The sequence below is a fragment of the Halopseudomonas sp. SMJS2 genome (genome assembly GCF_029866945.1).
Taxonomy (GTDB): domain Bacteria; phylum Pseudomonadota; class Gammaproteobacteria; order Pseudomonadales; family Pseudomonadaceae; genus Halopseudomonas; species Halopseudomonas bauzanensis.
Map to the genome: position 1 here is coordinate 1,615,430 of NZ_CP123445.1, position 26,474 is coordinate 1,641,903.

20 protein-coding genes, 2 tRNA genes and 1 pseudogene are annotated in these 26,474 nt (G+C 59.2%); 18 read left to right on the plus strand and 5 right to left on the minus strand.

Going from position 1 to position 26,474, the window contains the following annotated elements; all coding sequences use genetic code 11:
• Window positions 1–36 precede the first annotated feature (36 nt).
• Complete coding sequence (locus tag QAO71_RS07555) at window positions 37–504, minus strand: MaoC/PaaZ C-terminal domain-containing protein (protein WP_136869899.1); 468 nt, start codon at window positions 502–504, stop codon at window positions 37–39.
• Window positions 505–671: 167 nt separating this feature from the next.
• Here QAO71_RS07555 and QAO71_RS07560 point away from each other — a divergent pair, with 167 nt between their 5' ends.
• From QAO71_RS07560 to QAO71_RS07600, 9 genes and pseudogenes are all read left to right on the plus strand, one after another.
• Complete coding sequence (locus QAO71_RS07560) at window positions 672–2,357, plus strand: long-chain-fatty-acid--CoA ligase (protein ID WP_036992269.1); 1,686 nt, start codon at window positions 672–674, stop codon at window positions 2,355–2,357.
• Between the two features lie 308 nt (window positions 2,358–2,665).
• Window positions 2,666–3,861, plus strand: a pseudogene (locus QAO71_RS07565) (AMP-binding protein); the annotation flags it as partial.
• 225 nt (window positions 3,862–4,086) lie between these two features.
• The gene (locus tag QAO71_RS07570) at window positions 4,087–4,353 is read left to right on the plus strand and encodes a hypothetical protein (RefSeq protein WP_280165665.1); all 267 of its coding nucleotides are present in this window, start codon (window positions 4,087–4,089) and stop codon (window positions 4,351–4,353) included.
• Between the two features lie 108 nt (window positions 4,354–4,461).
• A complete protein-coding gene (hrpA, locus tag QAO71_RS07575; RefSeq protein WP_280165594.1) occupies window positions 4,462–8,355 on the plus strand; it encodes an ATP-dependent RNA helicase HrpA in 3,894 nt (1,297 codons plus the stop codon).
• 50 nt (window positions 8,356–8,405) lie between these two features.
• Entirely contained in the window at window positions 8,406–9,314 is a 909-nt protein-coding gene (locus QAO71_RS07580; RefSeq protein ID WP_280165595.1) for an alpha/beta fold hydrolase, read from the plus strand.
• A 75-nt stretch (window positions 9,315–9,389) separates the two neighbouring features.
• Window positions 9,390–10,514 carry a beta-ketoacyl-ACP synthase III gene (locus QAO71_RS07585; RefSeq protein ID WP_280165596.1) on the plus strand — a complete coding sequence of 375 codons (1,125 nt, stop codon included), beginning with the start codon at window positions 9,390–9,392 and terminating at the stop codon, window positions 10,512–10,514.
• Window positions 10,515–10,741: 227 nt separating this feature from the next.
• Window positions 10,742–11,821 (plus strand): porin, encoded by a 1,080-nt coding sequence (locus tag QAO71_RS07590; protein WP_036992584.1) that lies wholly within the window; start codon window positions 10,742–10,744, stop codon window positions 11,819–11,821.
• 205 nt (window positions 11,822–12,026) lie between these two features.
• Window positions 12,027–12,746: a DUF2057 family protein gene (locus QAO71_RS07595; RefSeq protein WP_074779788.1), complete on the plus strand. Its 720-nt coding sequence runs from the start codon at window positions 12,027–12,029 to the stop codon at window positions 12,744–12,746.
• Between the two features lie 64 nt (window positions 12,747–12,810).
• Entirely contained in the window at window positions 12,811–13,941 is a 1,131-nt protein-coding gene (locus tag QAO71_RS07600; RefSeq protein WP_280165597.1) for a GNAT family N-acetyltransferase, read from the plus strand.
• 36 nt (window positions 13,942–13,977) lie between these two features.
• On the opposite strand, the gene QAO71_RS07605 is transcribed toward QAO71_RS07600, so the two are convergent.
• A complete protein-coding gene (locus QAO71_RS07605; protein WP_036992575.1) occupies window positions 13,978–14,541 on the minus strand; it encodes a peptidylprolyl isomerase in 564 nt (187 codons plus the stop codon).
• A gap of 106 nt (window positions 14,542–14,647) precedes the next feature.
• A complete protein-coding gene (locus tag QAO71_RS07610; protein WP_074779784.1) occupies window positions 14,648–15,535 on the minus strand; it encodes a LysR family transcriptional regulator in 888 nt (295 codons plus the stop codon).
• A 56-nt stretch (window positions 15,536–15,591) separates the two neighbouring features.
• On the opposite strand from QAO71_RS07610, the gene QAO71_RS07615 reads away from it, so the two are divergent.
• The gene (locus QAO71_RS07615) at window positions 15,592–15,909 is read left to right on the plus strand and encodes a hypothetical protein (protein WP_036992264.1); all 318 of its coding nucleotides are present in this window, start codon (window positions 15,592–15,594) and stop codon (window positions 15,907–15,909) included.
• Between the two features lie 53 nt (window positions 15,910–15,962).
• Here the strand turns inward: QAO71_RS07615 and QAO71_RS07620 are convergent.
• Both QAO71_RS07620 and QAO71_RS07625 read right to left on the minus strand, forming a co-directional pair.
• A tRNA-Asn gene (locus QAO71_RS07620) sits at window positions 15,963–16,038 on the minus strand.
• 80 nt (window positions 16,039–16,118) lie between these two features.
• Window positions 16,119–17,324 carry an amino acid aminotransferase gene (locus QAO71_RS07625; protein WP_036992263.1) on the minus strand — a complete coding sequence of 402 codons (1,206 nt, stop codon included), beginning with the start codon at window positions 17,322–17,324 and terminating at the stop codon, window positions 16,119–16,121.
• Window positions 17,325–17,516: 192 nt separating this feature from the next.
• On the opposite strand from QAO71_RS07625, the gene uvrB reads away from it, so the two are divergent.
• From uvrB to pheT, 8 genes are all read left to right on the plus strand, one after another.
• The gene (uvrB, locus tag QAO71_RS07630) at window positions 17,517–19,532 is read left to right on the plus strand and encodes an excinuclease ABC subunit UvrB (RefSeq protein WP_036992262.1); all 2,016 of its coding nucleotides are present in this window, start codon (window positions 17,517–17,519) and stop codon (window positions 19,530–19,532) included.
• Between the two features lie 83 nt (window positions 19,533–19,615).
• Window positions 19,616–19,692: transfer RNA gene (locus tag QAO71_RS07635), tRNA-Val, on the plus strand.
• Between the two features lie 129 nt (window positions 19,693–19,821).
• Window positions 19,822–21,747, plus strand: coding sequence for a threonine--tRNA ligase (gene thrS / locus QAO71_RS07640; RefSeq protein WP_280165598.1), 1,926 nt, complete (start codon window positions 19,822–19,824; stop codon window positions 21,745–21,747).
• Complete coding sequence (infC, locus tag QAO71_RS07645; protein ID WP_177173401.1) at window positions 21,744–22,295, plus strand: translation initiation factor IF-3; 552 nt, start codon at window positions 21,744–21,746, stop codon at window positions 22,293–22,295. Before thrS ends, infC begins: the two co-directional genes overlap by 4 nt.
• 60 nt (window positions 22,296–22,355) lie before the next feature.
• Window positions 22,356–22,550: a 50S ribosomal protein L35 gene (rpmI, locus tag QAO71_RS07650; protein WP_036992255.1), complete on the plus strand. Its 195-nt coding sequence runs from the start codon at window positions 22,356–22,358 to the stop codon at window positions 22,548–22,550.
• Window positions 22,551–22,571: 21 nt separating this feature from the next.
• Complete coding sequence (gene rplT, locus QAO71_RS07655) at window positions 22,572–22,928, plus strand: 50S ribosomal protein L20 (protein ID WP_036992253.1); 357 nt, start codon at window positions 22,572–22,574, stop codon at window positions 22,926–22,928.
• A 105-nt stretch (window positions 22,929–23,033) separates the two neighbouring features.
• Window positions 23,034–24,050: a phenylalanine--tRNA ligase subunit alpha gene (pheS, locus tag QAO71_RS07660; RefSeq protein ID WP_036992251.1), complete on the plus strand. Its 1,017-nt coding sequence runs from the start codon at window positions 23,034–23,036 to the stop codon at window positions 24,048–24,050.
• Between the two features lie 36 nt (window positions 24,051–24,086).
• The gene (gene pheT, locus QAO71_RS07665) at window positions 24,087–26,468 is read left to right on the plus strand and encodes a phenylalanine--tRNA ligase subunit beta (RefSeq protein WP_280165599.1); all 2,382 of its coding nucleotides are present in this window, start codon (window positions 24,087–24,089) and stop codon (window positions 26,466–26,468) included.
• Window positions 26,469–26,474: the final 6 nt, after the last annotated feature.

Below are 26,474 nucleotides of genomic sequence, written 5' to 3' on the forward strand. Positions count from 1 at the left end.
CTCAGCTGATGGCGGCCTTGTCGTTTGTAGAGCAGATCAGTAGCTGACCTCGGGCAACTGGATGCGCTCCAGACGCACTTTATCGGTGGGCGCCATCACGGTTGCCACGCCGTCCACCACTTTCTTGGCATCCTGATTGATCACCCGGGTGGCAATCTTCAGCCGGTTCTTCGGCAGCTTTTCCAATACTTCCAGCTCGATGCGGATCTCATCATCAAGACGTACCGGCCGCAGGAAGTTCAACTCCTGGCCTATATAGATAGTGCCCGGCCCGGGCAGCTCGCAGGCGATCGCGGCGGAGATGAGCGCGCCCGACAGCATGCCGTGGGCGATGCGGCCCTTGAACGGGGTGGTCTCGGCAAACTGCTGGTCGAGATGCACCGGATTCACATCTCCCGAAACAGTGGCAAACAGAATCAGGTCCCGTTCGCTGACGATATGGCTGACACTGGCGGTGTCGCCTACACGGACTTCATCGTAGGTGCGGTTTTCTAGCATGGACATGGAAAAACTCCGATAGTGTCTGGGTTGACATGCAACCGTATTCAGACAATTGATGAAACAGAACGCGGTTTTGTGTTTTTTGCTATTGCTGGTAATTTTGGCTTGGATAATAACAGCGCAGGTGCCTGGCCTGACAGTCAGCGCCCCAACGGGAGAGAAGGATTAAAATGGAAGCATCATTCTGGAATGACAAACGCCCACCGGGGGTGGCTCACGATATTGATCTGAGCCAGTTCAATTCAATCATCGAAGTATTCGAATCGTCCTGCGCGCAGCATGCCGACACGCCGGCCTTCACCAACATGGGGGTGACCCTGAGCTACGGTGAGCTGGAACGCCAATCCGCAGCCTTCGCCAGCTACATCCAGAACTATACCGACCTCAAACCCGGCGACCGTATCGCCATTCAGATGCCCAACGTGTTGCAGTTTCCCATCGCCGTCTTCGGCGCCATGCGCGCTGGGCTGGTGGTGGTCAATACCAACCCGCTGTACACCGCCCGGGAAATGCGCCATCAGTTCACCGACTCCGGTGCGCGTGCGTTGATCTACATGAACCTGTTCGGCCACCTGGTGCAGGAAGTGTTGCCTGATACCGAGATCAAGTACCTGTTCGAGGCGCGCATGGGCGATATGCTGCCGCCGGTCAAGGGGCTGCTGATCAATGCTGCGGTCAAGCATGTGAAAAAAATGGTGCCGACCTATCGTCTGCCACAGGCGGTGTCATTCAAGAAGGCGCTGGCTCGTTGCCAGAACCTGTCGCCCATGCCGGTCACCCGCACGCTGGATGATATTGCCGTACTGCAATACACCGGCGGCACCACCGGGGTGGCCAAGGGCGCCATGCTGACCCATGGCAACCTGGTGGCCAACATGTTGCAGGTGCATGCCAACCTGCAGCAGCTGGGCCAGGACGGCCAGCGGTTGCTGCCCGACGGCGGTGAGGTAATCATCGCGCCCCTGCCGCTGTACCACATCTTCGCGTTTACCGTGAATTGCATGTGCATGATGCTGGCCGGGCACCACAACGTGCTTATCACCAATCCGCGTGATATCCCGGGCTTCATCAAGGAATTGAAGAAGTGGCAGTTTTCTTCGATCGTCGGGCTGAATACGCTGTTCGTCGCGCTGATGGAGCATCCGGAGTTCGACGAGCTGGATTTCACCCGACTCAAGAGCACCACCTCCGGCGGCACCGCACTGGTCAAGGTGACAGCCGAGCGCTGGCAGAGCCGAACCGGCAGCGGTATCGGTGAAGGCTATGGCTTGACCGAGTGTTCACCGGTGGTCTGCTCCAGTCCCGGGGATGGCCTGGCGAGACTGGGCACCGTGGGTTTGCCGGTACCCGGCACGGCGGTGAAGGTGATTGATGAAAATGGCGTCGAGCTGCCGTTGGGTGAGCGCGGCGAGTTATGCGTCAAGGGGCCACAAGTGATGAAAGGCTACTGGCAGCGCGACGAAGCCACTGCCGAGGCGATGGATGCCGATGGCTGGTTCAAGACCGGTGATGTTGCCGTGATCGATGAGGACGGCTTCGTCAGCATCGTGGACCGGATCAAGGACCTGGTGATTGTGTCCGGTTTCAACGTCTACCCCAACGAGATTGAAGATGTAGTCTCGGCTCACCCCAAGGTGGCCAGCGCAGCGGTGATCGGAGTACCGGACGAGAAGTCGGGCGAGGCAGTGAAGCTGTTTGTCGTGCCCTCGGCCGTTGATCTGACGGTGGAGGAGCTGAAAGCCTATTGCCGCTCCAATTTCACCGGCTACAAGGTACCCAAGCATTATGAGATCCGCGACTCGCTGCCCATGAGTCCGGTTGGCAAGATCCTGCGTCGGGAATTGCGCGACCAGTAACTTTCCATTGATTGTCGAATACAAAAACCGGCTGACTGATCAGTCGGTTTTTGTCCTTCTCGTCCCGCTTTTCTCCGTCACCTCGGATCACTTCCGCGCTATGGCCTGAGCCCAAAAAAGCTGTTAGGCTGCAGCCACTTTTCGACCGGAATGGATGAAATATTCACAAAAGGTCGAAACCCGATTCTGCCTGATAGTAGGGGCTCACCGCATCATCCCGGACTGGCGAAGCCAGCCGAGGCCAGAGCTTCGATAACCAAATACAATAGCAGCGGTAATTGCAACCGGACGCATTACAGGGGGTATTCATGCACGCGAGTTTTTGGACCGACAAGTATCCGGAGGGCATTCCCACCGAGATCAATCCTGATCAATACCCCAATGTTCTGGCGGTCCTCAAGGATTCATGCGAGCGTTTCGCCGACAGGCCAGCTTTTACCAACCTCGGCAAGACCATTACCTGGGGCGAAATGTATCACCTGTCAGGTGAGTTTGCTGCCTACCTGCAGACCCATGCCGGTCTGCAGCCGGGCGACCGTATCGCCGTACAGCTGCCGAACGTGTTGCAGTACCCCATCGTCGTGTTCGGTGCCATGCGCGCCGGCTATGTAGTGGTCAACACCAATCCGCTGTATACCGCCCGGGAAATGGAACACCAGTTCAACGATTCCGGTGCCAAGGCGCTGGTTTGCCTGGCCAACATGGCGCACCTGGCGGAGGAAGTGGTGCCGAAGACTGGCGTCAAGCACGTCATCGTGACCGAGGTCGGCGACATGCTGCCGCCGCTCAAGCGGGTGCTGGTCAACGCCGTGGTCAAGCATGTGAAGAAGATGGTTCCCGCCTGGTCCATTCCCGGCTCGGTGCCTTTCACCAAGGCCATGAAGGTCGGTGCCAAGGCCGACTTCCGTGAAGCCAATCCCGGCGCTGAAGATACCGCTGTGCTGCAATACACCGGCGGCACCACCGGCGTGGCCAAAGGGGCCATGCTGACGCATCGCAACCTGCTGGCCAATATGCTGCAGTGCAAGGTGATGATGCCGGAGAACATGAAAGAGGGCGAAGAGGTCATCATCTGCCCGCTGCCGCTCTATCACATCTACGCTTTCACCTTCCATTGCATGTCGGTCATGCTGCTGGGAGGGCAGAACGTTCTGATTACCAACCCGCGGGATATCCGGCGACCGTCAAGGAAATGAAGCAGTACCGCTTCAGCGCCTTTGTTGGTCTTAACACCCTGTTTGCCGCCCTGTGCAACAACGAGCAGTTCCGTCAACTGGACTTCAGCGCCATGAAGCTGACCCTGTCCGGCGGCATGGCCCTGCAACAGGCTACCGCCGAGCGCTGGCACAAGGTGACGGGTTGTGAGGTGTCCGAAGGCTACGGCATGACTGAAACCAGTCCGGTGGTCTCGGTCAACCCGACCCATGCCACGCAACTGGGCACCATCGGTATCCCGGTCCCTTCGACTCTGTGCAAGGTGATTGATGACGATGGTCAGGAGCTGCCGGTGGGTGAGCGCGGCGAGTTGTGCGTCAAGGGCCCGCAAGTGATGAAGGGCTATTGGCAGCGGCAGGAGGCTACCGATGAAGTGCTTAGCGCGGACGGCTGGTTGCAGACCGGTGATATCGCCATCATCCAGGAAGACGGCTACATGCGCATCGTCGACCGCAAGAAGGATATGATCGTGGTGTCTGGCTTCAACGTCTATCCCAACGAGTTGGAAGACGTGATGGCGGCGATCCCGGGTGTACTGCAATGCGCAGCCATCGGCGTTCCCAGCGACAAGTCCGGCGAGGCGATCAAGGTGTTCGTGGTCAGGGAGCCGGGTGCGGAGCTGACCGCCGAACAGGTCAAGACTCACATGCGCGACAAGCTGACCGCTTACAAGGTGCCCAAGGACGTGGAGTTCCGCGACAGCCTGCCGACTACCAACGTTGGCAAGATCCTGCGCCGCGAGCTGCGTGACGAGGAACTGAAGAAACTCGGCGCAGCATAACGCCCGATTCTTTGCGACAATAAGCCCCGCCCGGGTCCTCCGGGCGGGGCTTTTTCGTGCTGCTGCCTGAATTGCCCCGCATGACGTACCTTTGACAGACAGGAAAGCATGACCGATCTCGATACCCTTGCCGCCAATCTCGAACACGCCATGTCCGCTGAGCGCCCACGACTGCAACGCCAGTTGCAGAGCCTGGGCAAGCAACCGGAACCCGCACGGCTGGAGCGGTGGCTGGAGCAGCTGAAAACCTCCTGCGCCAAGGTGACGGCACGGCGTGAGAGTGTACCCACGGTACGCTATGACGACAGCCTGCCGATTGCCGCCAAGCGTGACGAGATCAAACGCGCCATTATGGGCAGCCAGGTCGTGGTGATCGCCGGGGAGACTGGCTCGGGCAAGACCACCCAGTTGCCGAAAATCTGCCTGGAACTGGGGCGGGGCGCCCATGGCCTGATTGGCCATACCCAGCCACGGCGCCTCGCAGCGCGCAGTGTTGCCAGCCGGGTGGCCGAGGAGCTGGGTACGCCCCTGGGCGAGCTGGTCGGTTTCCAGGTGCGCTTCACTGACCAGAGCAATGAGCACACTCTGGTCAAATTGATGACCGACGGCATCCTGCTTGCCGAAACCCAGAATGACCGCCTGCTGTCACGCTATGACACCCTGATCATCGACGAGGCCCACGAGCGCAGTCTGAATATCGACTTTCTGCTCGGTTACCTGAAAACCATTCTGCCGCTGCGGCCGGACCTCAAGTTCATCATCACCTCGGCCACTATCGACCTGGAGCGCTTTTCCGCCCATTTCAACGATGCGCCCATCATTGAAGTGTCGGGCCGCACCTTCCCGGTGGATGTCTGGTATCGGCCGTTGTCGGCGGAGGTGGACGAGGAGGGCAATCGTGTCGAGGAAGACCTGAGCATCGATCAGGGTATCCTCGCGGCGCTGCGCGAACTGGACGCCCATGAGCGGGCTACCGGCAAGCCGCCGGGGGATGCGCTGGTCTTTCTGCCCGGCGAGCGGGAGATCCGCGATACCGCCGACTTCCTGCGCAAGGCCAATCTGAAGCATACCGAGATCTTGCCGCTGTACGCCCGGTTGTCAGTGGCAGAGCAGCAGAAGATCTTTGCCAGCCATGCCGGGCGCCGGGTGATTCTGTCAACCAACGTGGCCGAGACCTCGCTGACGGTGCCGGGCATCGTCTACGTGATTGACCCTGGTGAGGTGCGGATCAGTCGTTACAGTCCACGCTCCAAGGTGCAACGGCTGCCGATCGAGCCGGTGTCCCAGGCCAGCGCCAATCAGCGCAAGGGGCGTTGTGGCCGCGTGGCGCCGGGTATCTGCGTGCGCCTGTATGACGAGGCGGATTTCCTCGGGCGCCCTGAATTCACCGCCCCGGAAATCCTGCGGACCAACCTGGCGGCGGTGATTCTGCAGATGCTGCATCTGCGCCTGGGCCGGATCGAGGACTTTCCTTTCATCGAGCCGCCGGACGGTCGTGCCATCAGCGACGGCTTCAACCTGTTGCAGGAGCTGGGCGCGGTCGAGCGAGACGGCAGTATCACCGAGGTGGGCCGCCAGTTGGCGCGACTGCCGGTGGACCCACGTATCGGCCGCATGCTGATCGAAGCCGCAGTGCTGGGCAGCTTGCAGGAGGTACTGATCATCGCCAGTGCGCTGGCCGTGCAAGACCCGCGGGAGCGGCCGATCGAGCGCCAACAGGCGGCAGATCAGGCCCATGCCCAATGGCGCGATGATCAGTCCGACTTTGCCGCCTTCGTCAACCTGTGGCGCGGTTTCGAGGAGCAGCGGCAGGACTTGTCGCAGAACCAGTTGCGTAGCTGGTGCCGGCGACAGTTCCTCAATTACCTGCGGATGCGGGAATGGCGGGAAACCCACCGTCAGCTGTTGCTCACCTGCCGGGACCTGGGCCTGCAGAGTAATCCCGAGCCAGCCGGTTATGACCCGGTGCACAAGGCGCTGCTGGCCGGTCTGCTGAGCCACCTGGGTAACAAGACCGAGGAGGGGGATTATCTCGGCGCACGGCAGCGTCGGTTCATGCTGCATCCATCCTCGGCCCTGGCGAAAAAGCGCCCGGCCTGGGTGATGGTCGCGGAGCTGACCGAAACCCGGCGGCTCTATGGCCGGCTGGTCGCCAAGATCGATCCCTTGTGGGTGGAGCCTCTGGCCGGTCACCTGACCAAGACCAGCCACAGCGAGCCCCATTGGGAAAAGAAGCGCGGCCAGGTAGTGGCTTTCGAGCAGGTCACGCTCTACGGGCTGATCATTGTGCCGCGGCGCAAGGTTCATTTTGGCCCCATCGACCCGGTGGTGTCCCGCGAACTGTTCATTCGTCATGCGCTGGTGGAAGGGCAATGGCATGGGCGCGCCGCCTTCAACCGTGCCAATCAGGCCTTGTTGGAGGAGCTGGATGCGCTGGAGGCCAAGGCGCGCAAGCGTGACATTCTGGTCGATGATGAGACCCTGTATCGGTTCTTCGATCAGCGAGTCCCGGAGGATATATATCAACTGGCCAGCTTTGAGCGCTGGGTCAAGCGCACCAGCCAGGATCAGCCAAAACTGCTGCACATGACCCGTGAGGACCTCCTGCAGCGTGAGGCCAACGAGGTCAGCGCGGAGCAGTATCCGGATACCCTGCGCTGGCAACGGGTCGCGTTGCCGCTCAGCTATCATTTCGAGCCGGGCCATCCTGCTGACGGTGTCACCCTGAAGGTGCCCATGGCCCTGCTGCGGCAGTTGCCTGAGGAGCGGCTGGAATGGCTGGTGCCCGGCCTGTTGTATGACAAATGCGTGGCGCTGGTACGCGGCCTGCCCAAGGCGCTGCGCAAGAATTTCGTGCCGGTGCCCGATTTTGTCCGGGCGGCACTGGAGCGAATGCCCTTCGGCGAGGGCAAGTTGACTCAAGCCCTGGGCCGGGAGCTCACGCGGATGACCGGCGTACGTCTGGACGAGGAAGCCTGGGCCGACATCAGTCTTGAAGAACATCTGTTGATGCGCATTGAGGTAGTGGATGCCGAAGGCAAGGAAATCGCCTCGGGCCGAGACTACAGTGCGCTGTGCAGCCAGTTGAGCGGGCGCTTGGCGGATCGTCAGGCGTCGGTCGAGGCGGCACCTGCGGCGCAGACCAGCGTGCCGGCCGGTCAGGCCGAGTTACCTCTGAAAGTCAGCCGCCGGCAGGCTGGTATCGACGTGGACTTCTGGCCGGCCTGGGCAGAGCAGGGCGATGGGGTGACCGAGCAACTGTTCGATAATCCGGCCCAGGCGGAACAGGCCCATCGCCTCGGGGTGCAGCGGTTGCTGTTGCAGGCTCTGTCCGAGCAGGCCAAATTCCTGCGTCAGAAGCTGGGCGCGCTCAAGGAAGCGGCGATCTATTACCGTGACTTCGGCAATCAGCAACAACTGACTGAAGATGTGCTGCTGGCGGCAGTGGATCGGGCCTGTCTGCCTGCGGGCGAACCCTTGCCGCGCAGCCCGGCGCAGCTGCAGGCGCGGGTCGAGGCGGGCAGGGCGGAGTTCGTGCCCACTGCGGAGAAACTCGCGGCGCAGGTACTGAGCATTCTCAAGGCCTGGCATGCGGTACAGAAGCGCCTCAAAGGCAAGATCGACCTGGCCCGGGCTATCGCCATGAATGATATCCGCGAACAGCTGGGGCAGCTGGTATTCAAAGGCTTCGTGCGCGCCGTGCCGGCGCAGTGGCTGGGGCAGTATCCGCGCTACTTCACAGCTATTGAACAGCGGCTGGACAAACTGCCCGGACAGGTGCAGCGTGATCGGGTCTGGACTGACGAGATCCAGCAATTCAGCGAGCAACACCGCACCCGGGCCGAGCGCTACCGGCTGGAAGGCCGACAGGATGAGCGTCTGGAGCAGTGGCGCTGGATGCTGGAAGAATACCGGGTATCGCTGTTTGCCCAACAGTTGGGGACCAAAGTACCCGTATCGGAGAAGCGCCTGAAGAAACTCTGGCATGAGATCACCGGCTGAATGGGCGCCACCGGTAGACCATGGACATTGTCGAGAAAAGGATTTGTCTGGTGAATGAAGAGCGGATTGTTTCTAGCTCCGTGCCCGGAACCGCGGATGCGTCCCTCCGGGTACGACGCTTCACTTCCGCCGCCGGTGGGCCGGCGGTGCTGCTATTGCACGGCCTGGGCGAGCGGGGCGCGGTATTCTGTCCAGCCGGTGGCACCGGACTGGCGCCCTGGCTGGCTGATGCGGGCTACGATGTGTATGTGCCGGATCTGCGCGACCGCGCGACTGACAGCGCCCCCGTACCGGATATTTCCCAGTTTCAATTGATCTGCGAAGACCTGCCTGCGTTGTACGAACTCATTGCTGGCGAACACCCGGGCGAGCGCTTTGCCATCATTGCTCACGGCTGGGGCGGCGTGTTGGCAGCCAGCGCGCTGATCCGGCAGCCGGCCTGGCTGGAGCATATCGCCGGACTGATCCATATCGGGGTTCGGCGCGTCTGTCATCAGCGCAACTGGCAGCGTCGGTTGTTACTGGATGTGATGTGGAAACGGCTCGCACCGCTGGCTGGCCGACGTCATGGTTTCGTACCCCTGAGCAGGCTCGGTCTGGGGAGTGCTGACCTGTCGTTGAGGCTGCATGCTGATAGCCAACTGTGGCAAAATGGCGGCAACTGGCGTGATCCGCAGGATAGTTTCGATTATGCTGCGGCATTGGCAGCGATCCGCTGGCCGAGCAGTCTGTATCTGGCAGGCTACAAGGATCATTGCATGGGGCACTTCGCAGACGTCAAGGCGTTCGCTCGGGAGCTGGGCAGCCACGACGCGCAGCTGGTATTGCTGCGCAAGGGCACCGGCAGCGCCCGTGATTATGGCCACCTCGATGTGCTGACTCACCCTCAGGCCGTCAATGACCATTTTCCGCTGATGCTGGCCTGGCTGGCTCGGCAGATGGATGCAGACACGCCATAGCAGATATTTCAGTGGCCGTACCGCCGATATCCGGCGTCACCGCCCATTACATTGAAAATATAAAGAGGTTCGACCGTGCAGAAAGTAGTCATCAGCGGCACAGGTTTGTACACCCCCCCGAACAGCATCAGCAACGACGAACTGGTGGTCAGCTTCAACGCCTGGGCCGAGCGGTTCAACCAGGAGAACGCCGAGGCCATCGCTGCCGGCGAGCTGGCACCAGCGCCGCTATCGAGCAGCGAATTCATCGAGAAGGCCTCCGGCATCAAGAGCCGTCATGTGGTCAACAAGAGCGGTATCCTCGATATCGACCGCATGGTTCCGGATATTCCCGAGCGCAGCAATGACGAGTGGTCGATCCTCTGCGAAATGTCGGTGAAGGCCGCTACCGAAGCCCTGGAGCGTGCCGGCCGCACCGCTGCGGATATCGATGGCGTGATCGTTGCCTGCTCCAATCTGCAGCGGGCCTATCCGGCTATCGCTGTGGAAGTGCAGGCCGCTCTGGGTATCCAGGGGTTCGGCTTCGATATGAACGTTGCCTGCTCTTCTGCCACCTTCGGCATCCAGGCCGCCGCCAATACCGTAAGCACGGGTCAGGCGCGCGCGGTGCTGATGGTCAACCCCGAGATCTGCACCGGTCATATGAACTTCCGTGACCGTGACAGTCACTTTATCTTTGGCGATGCGTGCACCGCGGTCATTGTCGAGCGGGCTGAGGATGCGGTCTCCGAGCATCAGTTCGAGATCGTCGGCACCAAGCTGCTGACCCAGTTCTCCAATAACATCCGCAACAACTTCGGCTTCCTCAACCGGGCCGATGAAAGCGGTATCGGCCAGCCGGACAAACTCTTCGTTCAGGAAGGCCGCAAGGTATTCCGTGAAGTCTGCCCGATGGTCGCCGAGCTGATCGGCAAGCACCTGGAAGAGCTCAAGCTGTCGGTGGCTGACGTGAGCCGCTTCTGGCTGCACCAGGCCAACCTGAACATGAACATGCTGATCGCCCGCAAGCTGCTGAGCCGTGACCCTGATCTGGAGAAGGAAGCGCCGGTAGTGCTGGATGAATATGCCAACACCAGTTCGGCGGGCTCGATCATTGCCTTTCACAAGTACCAGGATGATCTGCCGTCCGGTAGCCATGGCGTGATCTGCTCCTTCGGTGCCGGTTACTCCATTGGCAGCGTTATCGTCCGCAAACGGTAATATCTCTCTCGTTACACTGCCGCCCAGAACTCTCTCGGCGGCAATCTCTTCGCCGGCAATATGCCGGCGTTTCTATTATCCGTTTTCGCAAAAGTTCCCCCTGTCTTCAAATCTTCATATTTCAGCAAGCTGTCTGTCATATCGGATTTCCATAATCGCTCCGTCGAAACAAAACGACGTCAGTCACACGCAGGATGACGTTTTACAACCCGAAGGAGTTTTATCCGATGAAGAAGAAGTTGATTGCACTTGTTGTTGGTGCTGCAGCTGTCATGCCCGCCGTGGCCATGGCTGATGTAACAGTCTATGGTCGTGCCCACGTTTCCACCGACTTCCTGGACGATGGTGCCGATTACTCCGAAACCAACATCTCCAGCAACTCTTCGCGCCTGGGCTTCAAGGGCGATCACCAGATCAACCCGAACCTGAAAGCGTTCTTCCAGATCGAGCAGCAGATCAACTTCAACACCGGCGAGAGTGATGGTGGTGAGAACTTCGCTACCCGCGATACTTTTGTTGGCGTCGCCGGTACCAACTGGGGTGCTGTCCAGCTGGGCCGTTTCGACAGCCCGTTCAAGGTCGCCCGTGGTCCGGCCAACCTGTTCGGTGACCAGGTCGGTGACATGCGTAACCTGACCCGTGTCGGCAATGCCCGGTTCGATGAGCGTTACGACAACACCGTTCAGTACACCACGCCAAGCCTCGGTGGTTTCAATATCAAGCTGGCCTATTCGGTCTACGAAGGTCAGTCACTGGTCGTTGATGAAAATCACCCCGACTACAACGAAGACTCCGATGCTTTCAGTGCCTCGTTGAACTATGCTGCCGGCGCGTTTGAAGGCTCCCTGGCTTATGAAACTGCAGAGAGCAACACCGGCCGCGGCGAGCGTGATGGTTTGCGTGCTGCGGCGGCTTACAAGCTGACTGATGCATTCAAGCTGGTGGGTTTCTATCAGACCGTCGAATATGATGATTCCGACGCTACGGCTGTTCAGCGTGATTTGTGGACTGCTGATGTCTACGGTTTGGGCGGCGAATTCAAATTTGCCCCCAATACCGCGGTCAAGGCGATGTACATGACCCGTGACGCCGATGCCAACAATGCCGACAGCGACATGTGGGTAGTGGGTATTGAGCACAAGCTGGACAAGGCCGTTCGTGTCTATGCCAACTATGCCCTTGTCGATAATGACGACGATGTTGCGCTGACGCCGTGGAGCCAGGCTCGTACTGCTAACCCAGGCGACGCCGATGCTTCGGGTGAAAAAGCTACTGGTTTCAGTGTGGGTCTGCGCTACGACTTCTGATCCCAGCTGAGGGAACGGAAGCACCGAACCGGGTTGCTCATTCAGAGCAACCCGGTTTTTTTGTGCTCAATCGGCTCTGATGTTACCTGACGTGCCGAGCGGCCTGTCATCGAACTGACATCATTTGTTCTTATTCTTGTTTCGCTCGTAATCCTACACGGTGGCTGCGAACGTCCAGCCTGCCCATTCGCATCAAGGAGTTTCCATGCGTAGTCTTTTCGCTCTCGCCGCTGCCTGCCTGCTGTCTGCCTGTGCTCAGCAGTCCCATGTGCAGCTCTATCCCGGTTCGCCGTTATCCGCCGGCCAGGTGCTCACCGTAGTGGTGCCCAACGAACTCGAAGTGCAGACTATCAACGGTCAGCAGCTCCCCGCTGCCAACTGGAGCTTTGGGACCGCGGACAAGCGCCTGGAGCTTCAGCCGGGGGCTTATCAGGTCAGCGCCTTCTACAAGAATGGCTTCGATATCGATGGTGGTATCAATCATGAAGTCGTGCGTGGGCGCAGCGTGATCTTTACCATTGATGGTCAAGGTGGTGAGCTGTGGGAGCTGGACTTCGACCGGCCGCAAGGTCTGCAGGAAGCCAAGGACTTCGAAAACGAGTTCAATGCCTGGGCGGTGAATACCCGCACCGGTGAGCGATATGCAGCAACCGCTGGTCAGCGTAACACGTCATTGGTCAACAATTTACTCGGTGGTTCCACTGCGGTTGCTGAACAAACTACGGTAGCTCCTTTGGGTGCAACCCCGGCCACTGCTCCTGCGGTTCAAACGGCTCCGGCACAACAGGTCATTGCACCTATGCCGAACGCTGCAACCCAGCAGACCTTGCCGCATAACGACGCTACGCTGACCACGCTGCAACAGATGTGGCAGCTGCTCAGCGAAGACAGTCGCGCGACCTTCCTTGAATGGGCGCAACAGTAAGATAGCCCCGCGCGGAGGCATTCCGGCCTCCCGCCCATCCTCTCCCTGTGGCATGCTTGTCGCCATGCACATACGTCAGTTGAACCACATAAGCGATATTTCCGCATCAGCCTGGGATGCTCTGCTGAGCACCGATTATCCTTTTCTTCGCCACGCCTTTCTTCATGCGCTTGAGCACAGCGGGTCGGTGAGCTCGGAGCAGGGCTGGGAGCCTGCCCATCTGGTGGTGGAAAACCCTGATGGCAGCCTTCAGGCGTTATTGCCGCTGTATCGCAAACACCACTCCTGGGGCGAATATGTATTCGACTTTCAGTGGGCTGACGCCTGGGAGCGGGCAGGGCAGCGTTATTATCCCAAGCTGACGGCTGCCATTCCTTTTTCTCCCATTCAGGGGCCACGCCTGGTGGCACGCTGTGCTGACAGTCGTGGATTGGTGATCAGCTGGCTCAATCGGGAAGTAGCTGCCGGCCGGATCAGCGGAGCGCATCTGCTGTTCAATGATGGCCAGGAAAACGCTGCTCTGGAAGCGGCCGGTTGGCTTCAGCGGCTGGGCTGCCAATTCCACTGGGTCAATCGCGGTTATGCTTGCTTCGATGATTTTCTGATCGCCTGCAGCTCGCGCAAGCGCAAGAATTTCCGTAAGGAACGCCAGAGTGTGGCGGCCCAGGGCATCGAGTTCGATTGGCGCTGCGCGAATGACATCAGCAGCTCCGACTGGGAGCGGTTCTATCCGTTCTATGCAGCGACTTACCTCAAGCGCGGGCGTCATCCCTACCTTAACAGCGCTTTCTTCGAGTCACTGTCGGCTGGTATGGCGGAGTCGGTGCGGTTGGTGTTTGCCAGGGAGGCGGGGCGGGAGGTTGCTGCGGCGTTGTTTCTGGTGGGCGGTGATACGCTATACGGCCGGTATTGGGGCTGCCTGGAAGAGTATGACCGGCTGCATTTCGAGACCTGTTTCTATCAGGGCATGGAGCGTTGTATTGCCGAGGGGCTGAGCCGTTTCGATGCCGGTGCCCAGGGCGAACACAAGCTGTTGCGTGGGTTTGAACCGGTATTGACTCAATCCTGGCACCGGATGCAGCCTGGCCTGCATGAGGCGGTAGCGGGTTTTCTGCTGCAGGAGCGTGACGGCATTCGCGCCTACCAGCAAGACGCGATGAATTATCTTCCCTATCGTCGGGAAGGCCGCCCCTGAAGACCTTCTGCGCTTTCCAGGGGCTTGCCGAGAGACCTATTCCGCGGTTTCTACCCGCTTGGCGCTGATGATGGTGACTGGGTTCTGCGGCACGTTCTGGTGTCCGCCCTGGTTGCCGGTCGGTACCTTGGCAATGGTTTCAACCACATGCTCGCCAGCGACAACCTTGCCGAAAACCGCATAGCCGAAGTCGCGGCTGCCGTGGTTCAGGAAGTCATTGCTGGTGAGATTGATGAAGAACTGGCTGGTGGCGCTATCGCGCACCTGGGTGCGGGCCATGGCAACGGTGTAGCGGTCATTCTTCAGCCCATTATCAGCCTCGTTCTTGATCGGTTGGCCAACGGCACGCTGACGCATGTTGGCATCGAAGCCACCCCCCTGAATCATGAAGCCGGGGATGACGCGATGGAAGATCAGGCCGTCGTAGTGGCCGGCGTCAGCATAACGCAGAAAATTCTCCACGGAGATGGGCGCCGCTTCCGCGTTCAGCTCCAGTTCGATATCGCCATGACTGGTATTCAGCAGCACCCGCGGGTTATCCGCCAGGACAGCAGTGCTGGCCAACAGCAGCGCGCAGGTTCCGATCAGTTTCTTGAGCATGCTTATCTCCATCGAAAAGGAAAGGCGCAGGGGCGCCATTGGGAATTCAGAGGGCATCGAGTGTAAGCACAACCGAAGCCGGACACAACGGCCCTGGGTGCGCTGGTCAGCGTTGGGAGTGCTCGATGATCAGGTCGGCCAATATGCGTGTGGCAGGCCCCAGGGGCTTGTCCTTGTTTGCAAAAAGAAACATGTTGGCCGCGCGGCGGCCGCCCTGGACCAGGGGCAATGCTTTCAAGCTGCCGCGGGTCAGTTGCTCGGCGATGGCATGCTCGGGAAACCAGGCGAAGCCCAACCCTTGCGTCACTAACTGGCTGGCAGTGTTCAGGTTGGTCACTGTCCAGCGTTGTTCAGCTCCGAGCCAGCCAGCATCGCGTGGCTGACGCCTTCCCGAATCCCGGATCACGACCTGCAGGTGGGATTGCAGATCGTTGTGGGTCAACGTCCGGCCAAGCCGATGCAGGGGATGCTCTGGATGGGCTACGGCCACGAACTCGATATCATCAAGCTGATGGGGTAGGTAGCCCGCGATGTTAATACCGGAAATGGCCAGATCGGCAGTGCCATCATGCAAGCACTCTTCCACCCCGGAAAGCACCTCTTCACGCAGCTGCACCCGGCAGCCCTTGCTCTGCGGCATAAACGCCTTCAGCGCTCCGGCCAGACGCTGGGTGGGGTATGCGGCATCGACCACCAACTGCACTTCGGCTTCCCAGCCCTGGTCCATGTTCCAGGCCAGCTCTTCCAGCTGACTGGCTTCCTTGAGCAGGTTGCGCGAGCGCCGCAGCAGGGCGGCTCCGGCTTCGGTCAACACGGCTTTGCGCCCGGCAATCTCCAGCAGCGGTACACCGAGCTGCTCCTGCATGCGGGCAACCGTGTAGCTGACCGAAGACTGCGAGCGATGCAGGGCCTCGGCAGCCTGAGCGAAGCCGCCATGATCGACGACGGCTTGCAGGGTGCGCCATTGTTCCAGGGTGACGCGTGGTGCTTTCATCGATGGAACCTCTGGCCTATGGTGATGAATGAGATATCGTTGAGACGAGGAAGCAAATGTACCAACTTTTGCTGGCCATCGGGATAGCCCTGGCGCCACCAGTGTTCGCCGAGGCATTTCCCATCGATGTGAAGCTGGGCCCTGGCGCAGACGAGGTGTCGGTGAGCAGCACCGATCTGGGCAATATTGCTGCGCTCAAGCTGACCAGTCAGGCTACTGTGCCGCTGCGTTGCCAGGCCACCTTCGTCAATGGCCCCGAGCGGCCGCTACCGCGCAGAGTACGCCTGCAGCCGGGCGAGGAGGTAGTGCTGACCCATGAGTTCACGCGGGAGATCATTCGGGTCCGGGTGCATATCGATTGCGCACCGGAATGAGGCTTTTCTGCAGGCAATAAAAAACCCGGCAATTCGCCGGGTTTTTCTTGATTTGGCTCCGCGACCAGGACTCGAACCTGGGACCCAATGATTAACAGTCATTTGCTCTACCAACTGAGCTATCGCGGAACGGATGCGCGCACTTTACCAAAAAAATCATCCAAGTCAATACCTTGAACCACTTTTCAATAAGTGCGCGGAGGTTTGCTTCAGCCTTTGAGCATCACCTTGGCCATGGCGTTGGCGACCAGATCAATATTGCCATGGTTGAGCGCGGCCACGCAGATGCGGCCGCTGCCGACCGCGTAAATGGCGGACTCTTCGGCCAGGCGCGCGACCTGTTCGCGACTCAGGCCGGAGTAGGAGAACATGCCGCGCTGCTGTTCGATGAAGCTGACATCCTGCTGGACGCCGGCGGCACGAAGCTTGTCAGCCAGGGCGTGGCGCATCTGCTTGATGCGTACACGCATCTCGGCCAGCTCTTCAACCCACATGGCATACAGTTCGGCATTGTTCAATACCGCGGCCACTACCTTGGCGCCATGGGTCGGCGGGTTGGAATAATTGGTGCGAATGACACGCTTGAGCTGGGATAGCACCCGTTCGCCTTCTTCGGGCGTTTCGGTGATCAGTGTCAGTGCGCCGACGCGCTCGCCGTACAGTGAAAAGGATTTGGAGAAAGAGCTGGCGATCAGACAGGGCAGGCCGGCCTCGGCGAACAGGCGCACTGCCAGCGCGTCGTCTTCCAGATTGTCACCAAAGCCCTGATAGGCGATGTCCAGGAAGGGCACATGGTTGCACTTGCGGACAACGTCGATCACCTGCTTCCATTGGTCCGCGCTGAGGTCCACCCCGGTCGGGTTGTGGCAGCACGCGTGCAACAGCACCACGCTGCCTTCAGGTAAGGCTTCGATCCCTTGCAGCATGCCTTGGAGATTCAGCCCGTGGGTGGCCGGATCATAATAGGGATAGGTCACCACCTCGTAGCCCGCGGTTTCGAACAGCGAGCGATGGTTTTCCCAGCTCGGATCACTGATCGCGACCAGGCGTTTGCCTGCCTGGCGATACAGGAAGTCCGCGCCCAGCTTCAGTGCGCCGGTGCCGCCCAGCGACTGGGCCGTGACCAGGCGACCGGAGGCCAGTAGCGCTGAATCGGCACCCAGCAGCAGTTTCTGTACAGCAAGATCGTAAGGTGCCAGACCCTCCATGGGGAGGTAGGTGCGGGCAGCGTGCTCGGCAACCCGCGCCTCTTCTGCCGCCTGTACTGCGCGGAGGAGGGGAACCTTACCGTTCTCGTCGTAATAGACGCCGACGCCCAGATTGACTTTTTCTGTACGCGGATCGGCATTGAAGGCTTCGTTCAGGCCAAGGATGGGATCGCGTGGCGCCATTTCTACGGGGGAAAACAGACTCATGATATGGGCAGACTCGAAACAGGTGAATGTAAGCGTCGGGCTGTGCCGCAGGCGGCCGACTATTATAAACAGAGACTGGGGCGCGGTGCGAGTGCGCGCGGCCCCGGTCAGTGGTGTTTGAAACGAGAACAGACCATGCGGTGGGCAATGCTATGATTATGGCTGTCTGTCCATTCGCGGTGCCGTTTCGTCATGAACCAATTCAATCTGCAAACCCGTTTCAAGCCCGCTGGTGACCAGCCGGTAGCCATTGAGCAACTGGTAGAAGGGCTGGAAGCCGGCCTGTCTCACCAGACGCTGCTCGGAGTGACCGGGTCGGGGAAGACCTTCACCATCGCCAATGTCATCCAGCGGATGCAGCGCCCGACCATCATCATGGCGCCGAACAAGACGTTGGCCGCGCAGTTGTATGGCGAGTTCCGCGAGTTCTTCCCGAACAATGCGGTGGAGTACTTCGTTTCCTACTACGACTACTACCAGCCCGAGGCCTACGTGCCGGCGTCAGATACCTTCATCGAGAAGGATGCTTCGATCAATGACCATATCGAGCAGATGCGTCTGTCCGCGACCAAGGCATTGATGGAACGGCCGGACGCAATCATTGTGGCCACCGTGTCGGCTATCTACGGCTTGGGCGACCCCGAATCCTATCTGCGCATGGTGCTGCATATCGATCGGGGCGATATCCTCGACCAGCGCACCATGTTGCGTCGCCTGGCAGAGCTGCAGTACACGCGCAACGATATGGAGCTGTCGCGCGCCACCTATCGGGTGCGCGGGGATGTGATCGATGTTTACCCCGCCGAATCTGACCTGGAGGCGATCCGCATCGAGCTGTTCGACGATACGGTGGAAACCATCAGTTTCTTTGATCCGCTTACTGGAGAGGTTTTACGTAAGGTTCCGCGTGTAACTATCTATCCTAAATCACATTATGTGACGCCACGAGAGAAGTTGCTGGAGGCGGTAGAGGAAATCAAGGTTGAACTCAAGGAGCGCCTGGAGGTGCTCAACAGTCAGAACAAACTGGTCGAGGCCCAGCGCCTGGAACAGCGGACCCGCTTCGATATGGAAATGATCATGGAGTTGGGTTACTGCAACGGCATCGAGAACTATTCACGCTATCTGTCTGGGCGACCACAGGGGGAGGCGCCACCCACCCTGTTTGATTATCTGCCGGCCAACGCCTTGCTGGTGATCGACGAGTCCCACGTGTCGGTGCCTCAGGTCGGCGCCATGTACAAGGGCGACCGCTCACGTAAGGAAACGCTGGTGGAATATGGCTTCCGGCTTCCATCGGCGCTGGACAACCGGCCCATGCGCTTCGATGAATGGGAAGCGATTTCGCCCCAGGCCATCTTTGTCTCCGCCACCCCTGGGCCCTACGAAGAAACCCATGCCGGTCGGGTGGTAGAGCAGGTGGTGCGACCGACCGGGCTGGTCGATCCCCTGATTGAGGTGCGACCGGCCACGACCCAGGTGGACGATTTGTTGTCGGAAATCGGCTTGCGCGTCGCCCAAGGCGATCGGGTGCTGGTGACTACCTTGACCAAGCGCATGGCCGAAGATCTCACTGACTATCTGGCCGATCATGGTGTGCGGGTGCGCTATCTGCATTCGGATATCGATACGGTGGAGCGTGTCGAGATTATTCGCGACCTGCGCATCGGCGGTTTTGATGTGTTGGTTGGCATTAACTTGTTGCGTGAAGGCCTTGATATGCCTGAAGTTTCTCTTGTCGCTATTCTGGATGCGGACAAGGAAGGCTTCCTCCGCTCCGAGCGCTCGTTGATCCAGACCATCGGCCGGGCAGCGCGGAACCTGAATGGCAAGGCCATCCTTTATGCCGACCGCATCACCGGCTCAATGGAGCGCGCCATCGGCGAAACCGAGCGCCGCCGCGCCAAGCAGATCAGTTTCAACCTGGAGCACGGCATCACTCCCAAAGGGGTGGTCAAGAGTGTGCAGGATATCCTGGAAGGCGCAGTGGTGCCTGGCAGTCGCTCGAACAAGCGGCGTCAGCTCAAGGCTGCAGAAGATGCCGCCGGCTATGGTGCCGAGAAACTGCGCTCGCCGGCGGAAATCACCAAGCGCATTCGCCAGTTGGAAGAGAAGATGTACCAGCACGCCCGGGATCTCGAATTCGAGGCCGCGGCACAGCTGCGTGATGACATACAGCAACTGCGCAAGCAGTTGGTCAACGTCTGAGGGAGTGTCGAGGTTTTTGCACTTTTTCAGTAACTTAGGGGTTGACGGGTGCGAGGGTGGTCCGTATAGTTCGCCTCCATCGCAGGCACGTAGCTCAGTTGGTTAGAGCACCACCTTGACATGGTGGGGGTCGTTGGTTCGAATCCAATCGTGCCTACCAAATCAAAGCCCGATCACCCTGTGATCGGGCTTTTTTATTTCTACGCCGAACGGGCTGCAGCAGTCATCCCGGCCGGCTATTTCCATCATGTGGCCTTACGTAGCGGTCACCACTGAGAAGGAGCGGTTCATGCCCATCATTACTCTTCCTGACGGCAGTCAGCGTACTTTTGATCATCCCGTAAGCGTGACCGAGGTGGCACAGTCCATCGGCGCCGGCCTGGCCAAGGCCACTGTGGCGGGCAAGGTCGACGGTCGCCTGGTAGATGCCTGTGACGTCATCGATCAGGATGCCAGTCTGCAGATCATTACGCCGAAAGACGAAGAGGGGCTGGAGATCATCCGCCACTCCTGCGCTCACCTGGTCGGGCACGCGGTCAAACAGTTGTATCCCACCGCGAAGATGGTGATCGGGCCGGTCATCGATGAAGGCTTCTATTACGACATCGCCTACGAGCGCGGCTTTACGCCAGAAGATATGGCGGCCATCGAGAAGCGCATGCGCGAGCTGATCGCTACTGAGTACGATGTCATCAAGAAAGTGACGCCGCGTGATGAAGTGATTCAGCTGTTTAGCGAGCGAGGCGAGGATTACAAGCTGCGCCTGGTCGAAGACATGCCCGATGAGAAAGCCATGGGCCTGTACTATCACGAAGAGTATGTCGACATGTGCCGTGGTCCGCATGTGCCCAATACCCGTTTTCTCAAGGCTTTCCAGCTGACCCGCATTTCCGGCGCCTATTGGCGCGGCGATGCGAAGAACGAGCAGCTGCAGCGCATCTACGGTACTGCGTGGGCGGACAAGAAGCAGCTGGCTGCCTATATCACGCGAATCGAAGAAGCCGAAAAGCGCGATCATCGCAAAATCGGCAAGCGCCTGAATCTGTTCCATACCCAGGAAGAAGCGCCGGGCATGGTGTTCTGGCATCCGAACGGCTGGACTGTCTATCAGGTCCTTGAGCAATACATGCGCAAGCTCCAGCGTGACGCTGGCTACCGCGAGATTCGCACGCCTCAGGTGGTGGATCGGGTGCTGTGGGAGCGTTCCGGACACTGGGAACATTACTCGGCGAACATGTTTACTACCGAGTCGGAAAGCCGCGATTACGCGATCAAGCCGATGAACTGCCCGTGCCACATTCAGGTATTCAATCAGGGGCTGAAGAGCTACCGTGAGCTGCCGTTGCGTCTGGCTGAGTTCGGCTCCTGTCATCGTAACGAGCCGTCTGGTTCGCTGCATGGTTTGATGCGGGTGCGCGGGTTCACTCAGGATGATGCGCACATTTTCTGTACCGATGAGCAGGTCAAGGCCGAGGCGGCCGACTTTATTGCTCTGACCTTGCAGGTCTATCGCGATTTTGGCTTCGATGACGTCGAGCTGAAGCTGTCCACTCGTCCGGAAGATCGGATGGGTGATGATGCCGACTGGGATCAGGCGGAGCGGGGATTGGAAGAGGCGCTGAACGAGGCAGGTCTCAAGTGGGATCTGCAACCCGGTGAAGGCGCTTTCTACGGTCCGAAGATCGAGTTTTCGCTGCGCGACTGTCTGGGTCGGGTCTGGCAGTGTGGTACCCTGCAGCTTGATTTCATGCTGCCGGGCCGTCTGGGCGCGCAGTATGTCGCCGAAGATGGTGCGCGCAAGACGCCGGTTATGCTGCATCGTGCCATTCTTGGTTCGTTCGAGCGCTTCATCGGTATTCTGATCGAACACTACGCTGGTGACTTCCCGGCGTGGCTTGCACCGACCCAGGTGGCGGTGCTGAATATCACCGATAATCAGGCGCAATTTTCCCAGGAAGTTGAGAAATCTCTCAATGAAATGGGATATCGCGCTGTTGCGGACTTGAGAAACGAGAAGATCGGCTTTAAAATCCGCGAGCATACTTTGCACAAGACTCCCTATCTGCTGGTAATCGGCGACCGGGAAGTCGAATCGCACACTGTGGCCGTGCGCACGCGGGAGGGAAAAGATCTGGGTACGATGACAATTGCCGAGTTCTCCGATTTCCTTGCCCGCGCCGTCGCACAACGAGGCCGCCCGAATTCGGAGCAATAAAGATTAAACGCGAGATGAGACAAGACAAAAGAGCCGCACAGCGCCCGCCGATCAACGAAAACATCACGGCGCGCGAAGTGCGCCTGATCGGCGCCGAAGGTGAACAAATCGGTATCGTGTCCATTCAGGAAGCCATGGCCGCCGCTGATGAGGCCAAGCTCGACCTGGTTGAAATCTCCCCCGATGCAGAGCCGCCTGTTTGCCGAATCATGGATTACGGCAAGCACATCTTCGAAAAGAAGAAGCAGCAGGCTGCTGCCCGGAAGAATCAGAAGATCATTCAGATCAAGGAAATCAAGTTTCGTCCAGGGACGGAAGAAGGGGACTATAAGGTCAAGCTACGCAACCTTATCAAGTTCCTTAGTGAGGGTGACAAAGCCAAGGTATCCCTGCGATTCCGCGGCCGCGAAATGGCTCATCAGGAGCTGGGCATGGAGTTGTTGAAGCGGGTCGAAGCCGATCTCGCCGAATACGGCACCGTTGAACAGCACCCGAAAATGGAAGGTCGTCAATTGATGATGGTCCTAGCACCCAAGAAGAAAAAGTAATCTCCAGGGCAACGCCAGGCCTTGTGATTATCTTATCCACTCTATTTGGAGTACCTGAACATGGCAAAGATGAAAACCAAGAGCGGTGCCGCCAAGCGCTTTAAAGTGACTGGCAGTGGCATCAAGCACAAGCACGCTTTCAAAAGCCACATCCTGACCAAGATGAGCACCAAGCGTAAGCGTCAACTGCGTGGTACTTCTCAGCTCAATGCTGCAGATGTCCAGAAAGTTGAACGTATGTTGCGCCTCCGTTAATCAAGGTTGAGGATTTAAAGAATGGCTCGTGTTAAGCGTGGTGTAATGGCGCGCAAGCGTCACAAGAAGATTCTGAAACTCGCCAAAGGTTACTACGGTGCGCGTTCGCGTGTATTCCGGGTTGCCAAGCAGGCGGTCATCAAGGCAGGTCAGTACGCCTATCGTGACCGCAAGCAGCGCAAGCGTCAGTTCCGTGCTCTGTGGATTGCCCGTATCAACGCCGGTGCTCGTCAGAATGGCATGTCCTACAGCCGTCTGATTGCTGGCCTGAAAAAGGCATCCGTTGAAATCGACCGTAAGGTTCTGGCCGATCTGGCTGTGAACGAAAAAGCGGCGTTTACCGCGATTGTCGAAAAAGCAAAGGCTAGCCTGGCTTAAGCCCTCGTTACGACAATCACCGGCGCCTCGTGTGCCGGTTGGCAACGTCATTAATAGGGGAAGAGCCTCATCGCTCTTCCCCTATTTTTGTTTCTGGAGTGTGAAATGGAAAACCTAGACGCGCTGGTCTCCCAGGCCCTGGAGGCCGTGCAGCAGGCGGCTGATGTCAATGCGCTGGAGCAGCTTCGCGTCCAGTATCTTGGCAAGAAGGGTGAGCTTACCCAGGTGATGAAGACCCTGGGCAATATCCCTGCCGAAGAGCGCCCCAAAGTGGGCGCCATGGTCAATGAAGCCAAGGAGCAGGTGCAGACAGCACTGAATGCTCGCAAGACCAGCATGGAAGCGGCAGCGCTGAATGCCCGTCTCGCTGCGGAGCGGGTCGATGTGACCCTCCCTGGCCGCGGCCAGGCCAGCGGCGGATTGCACCCGGTCACCCGGACCATGGAGCGGATTGAAGAGTTCTTTTCCCGCATTGGCTACGCCGTTGCGGAAGGCCCTGAAGTGGAAGATGATTACCACAACTTCGAGGCGCTCAATATTCCCGGTCATCACCCGGCTCGGGCGATGCACGATACCTTCTATTTCAACGCCAACACCCTGTTGCGCACCCACACCTCGCCAGTGCAGGTGCGCACCATGGAAAGCCAGGAGCCGCCGATTCGTATCGTTTGCCCCGGCCGCGTCTATCGTTGCGATTCAGATCTGACCCATTCGCCGATGTTCCATCAGGTCGAAGGCCTGCTGGTTGATCGCAAGGTCAGCTTCGCCGATCTGAAAGGCACCATTGCCGAGTTTCTGCAGGTGTTTTTCGAGAAAGACCTGAAGGTGCGTTTCCGGCCGTCATTCTTTCCCTTCACCGAGCCGTCCGCCGAGGTCGATATCCAGTGCGTGATGTGCAGCGGCTGCGGTTGCCGGGTATGCAAGCAGACCGGCTGGCTGGAAGTCATGGGCTGCGGCATGGTGCACCCCAATGTATTCCACTCCTCGGGTATCGATCCCGAGCAGTTTCAGGGCTTTGCCTTCGGTATGGGCGTCGAGCGCCTGGCCATGCTGCGTTACGGCGTGAACGATCTGCGCCTGTTCTTCGACAACGACCTGCGCTTCCTGGCCCAGTTTCGCTGACACCGTAATCGCAACCTTTGATAGCAGGAAGAGAACATGAAATTCAGTGAACAGTGGCTGCGCAGCTGGGTGAATCCGGAGGTTTCCCGAGACGATCTGGTCGCGCGCCTGTCCATGGCTGGTCTCGAAGTGGACAGCGTAACGCCGGCTGCCGGTGTGTTCAGCGGCGTGGTGGTGGGGGAGATTCTAGCCGCCGAGCAGCATCCCGATGCGGACAAGCTGCGTGTCTGCCGTGTCAGTAACGGCAGCGAGGAATTCCAGGTGGTGTGCGGTGCGCCAAACGCCCGTGCTGGCATCAAGATTCCCTTCGCCATGGTTGGTGCCGTGCTCGGCGACGACTTCAAGATCAAGAAGGCCAAGCTGCGTGGCGTCGAATCCTTCGGCATGCTGTGCTCGGCATCCGAGCTCAAGCTGTCGGACGATCACGACGGCCTGTTCGAGTTGCCCGCCGATGCGCCGACTGGTCAAGATGTGCGTGAATATCTGGGCCTGGATGATGCGATCATCGAGGTCGACCTGACGCCTAACCGTGGCGACTGTTTGTCCATCGCTGGTCTGGCCCGCGAAGTGGGCGCTAACTACGCAGCGCCGGTCAGCCGCCCGGTAATCGATGCCGTCCCGGCCAGTCATGATGAGATCCGCGCGGTTGAGCTTTTGGCTCCCGCGGCTTGCCCGCGTTATATCGGTCGTGTCATTCGCAATGTCGACCTTTCTCGCCCGACACCGTTGTGGATGGTCGAGCGCCTGCGCCGTAGCGATATTCGCAGCATTGACGCTGTAGTGGATATTACCAACTACGTCATGCTGGAGCTGGGCCAGCCGCTGCATGCTTTCGATCTGGCGCAGATTCGCGGTGGCATCCGGGTGCGCATGGCTGAGGAGGGTGAGAAGCTGGTGCTGCTCGACGGCCAGGAAATCAGTCTGCGCAGCGATACGCTGGTGATTGCCGACCATGAGCGCCCCCTGGCCATGGCTGGCGTCATGGGTGGTGAGCACAGTGGTGTCAATGACAGCACTACCGACCTGTTCCTGGAAAGCGCTTTCTTCGACAATATTGCGATCGCCGGCAAGGCCCGCAACTACGGTTTGCATACCGATGCCTCCCATCGTTATGAGCGTGGTGTCGACTGGCAATTGCAACGTGAAGCGGCTGAGCGCGCTACTGCGCTGTTGCTGGATATCGTGGGTGGTGAAGCTGGCCCGGTCGTGGAAGCGATCGAGCCGGCATATCTGCCGAAGCCGGTGAGTATTACTTTGCGTAACGAGCGTGTGACGCAGATGCTTGGGTTGGAGATCGCCCCGGCGGAAGTCGAAGCCTATCTCTGCGGCCTGGAACTGGCCATCGCGGCCAGGGGCGAAGACGAGTGGCAGGTGGATGTACCCAGCCATCGCTTCGATATTTCGCTGGAAATCGACCTGATCGAAGAGCTGGCCCGCCTGTATGGATACAACCGCCTGCCGGTCAGCGCTCCGACTGCTGCATTGAGCCTCACCGCCAAGCCGGAAACCCGAGGTGAATTGCCGATTCTGCGGCGTCTGTTGGTCGCGCGTGGATACCAGGAAGCGATCACCTACAGTTTTGTCGAGCCGGGCCTGAACAAACTGTTCGATCCGCAAAGTGAGCCCCTGGCGCTGGCCAACCCCATCTCCAGCGATATGGCAGTCATGCGTACTTCCCTGTGGCCGGGCCTGAGCAAAGCGGTGCAGCATAACCAGAACCGCCAGCAATCACGGGTTCGCTTGTTCGAGAGTGGCCTGCGCTTCGTGCCCCAAGCGAACGGCGAGTTGCTGCAGGAGCCCATGTTGTCAGGCATCGCCTGTGGTTCGCGACTGCCCGAAGGCTGGGCTAATAGTAGCGACAAGCTGGACTTTCACGATGTGAAGGGCGATGTCGAGGCGGTGCTGGGGCAGGGGGGCGCGCTGGCATCCTTTGATTTCGAGCCGTCGGAACACCCCGCGCTGCATCCGGGTCAGTGCGCGCGCATCATGCGTGACGGCAAGGTTGTCGGTTGGCTCGGCGCACTGCACCCGCAACTGGTAACTGAGCTGGACCTGCAAGGTCCGGTATTTGCCTTCGAGTTGAGCCTGGAGAATATCGTCGAAGGCCGGCTGCCGCGCTTCAGCGAACTCTCCCGCTTCCCTGAAGTCAGACGTGATATCGCGGTCCTGGTGGATAAGGGAGTCGCTGCCGGCGACCTGATGGCGGATATCCGCGAGCAGGCCGGTGAGTTCCTGAAAAACCTCAGGCTCTTTGATGTATATGAAGGGAAAGGTATTGATCCCCAAAGTAAAAGTCTGGCAATCGGCTTGACCTTACAGCATTCATCGCGCACTCTTACTGACGAAGAAGTGAATGCAGTTATGGACAAGGTGCTCGGGTCATTGGAGCAAAGGTTCAACGCCACACTACGGAAATAGGATTGC

Bases quoted from the DNA above. Each gene is read 5' to 3' on its own strand.
- pheS (WP_036992251.1), top strand. From the start codon at position 23,034: ATGGAAAACCTAGACGCGCTGGTCTCCCAGGCCCTGGAGGCCGTGCAG.
- rplT (WP_036992253.1), top strand. From the start codon at position 22,572: ATGGCTCGTGTTAAGCGTGGTGTAATGGCGCGCAAGCGTCACAAGAAG.
- QAO71_RS07600 (WP_280165597.1), top strand. From the start codon at position 12,811: ATGCACATACGTCAGTTGAACCACATAAGCGATATTTCCGCATCAGCC.
- thrS (WP_280165598.1), top strand. From the start codon at position 19,822: ATGCCCATCATTACTCTTCCTGACGGCAGTCAGCGTACTTTTGATCAT.
- QAO71_RS07570 (WP_280165665.1), top strand. From the start codon at position 4,087: ATGGCGGCGATCCCGGGTGTACTGCAATGCGCAGCCATCGGCGTTCCC.
- QAO71_RS07595 (WP_074779788.1), top strand. From the start codon at position 12,027: ATGCGTAGTCTTTTCGCTCTCGCCGCTGCCTGCCTGCTGTCTGCCTGT.
- QAO71_RS07615 (WP_036992264.1), top strand. From the start codon at position 15,592: ATGTACCAACTTTTGCTGGCCATCGGGATAGCCCTGGCGCCACCAGTG.
- QAO71_RS07605 (WP_036992575.1), bottom strand. From the start codon at position 14,541: ATGCTCAAGAAACTGATCGGAACCTGCGCGCTGCTGTTGGCCAGCACT.
- uvrB (WP_036992262.1), top strand. From the start codon at position 17,517: ATGAACCAATTCAATCTGCAAACCCGTTTCAAGCCCGCTGGTGACCAG.
- QAO71_RS07610 (WP_074779784.1), bottom strand. From the start codon at position 15,535: ATGAAAGCACCACGCGTCACCCTGGAACAATGGCGCACCCTGCAAGCC.
- rpmI (WP_036992255.1), top strand. From the start codon at position 22,356: ATGGCAAAGATGAAAACCAAGAGCGGTGCCGCCAAGCGCTTTAAAGTG.
- QAO71_RS07590 (WP_036992584.1), top strand. From the start codon at position 10,742: ATGAAGAAGAAGTTGATTGCACTTGTTGTTGGTGCTGCAGCTGTCATG.
- QAO71_RS07560 (WP_036992269.1), top strand. From the start codon at position 672: ATGGAAGCATCATTCTGGAATGACAAACGCCCACCGGGGGTGGCTCAC.
- QAO71_RS07625 (WP_036992263.1), bottom strand. From the start codon at position 17,324: ATGAGTCTGTTTTCCCCCGTAGAAATGGCGCCACGCGATCCCATCCTT.
- pheT (WP_280165599.1), top strand. From the start codon at position 24,087: ATGAAATTCAGTGAACAGTGGCTGCGCAGCTGGGTGAATCCGGAGGTT.
- QAO71_RS07555 (WP_136869899.1), bottom strand. From the start codon at position 504: ATGTCCATGCTAGAAAACCGCACCTACGATGAAGTCCGTGTAGGCGAC.
- hrpA (WP_280165594.1), top strand. From the start codon at position 4,462: ATGACCGATCTCGATACCCTTGCCGCCAATCTCGAACACGCCATGTCC.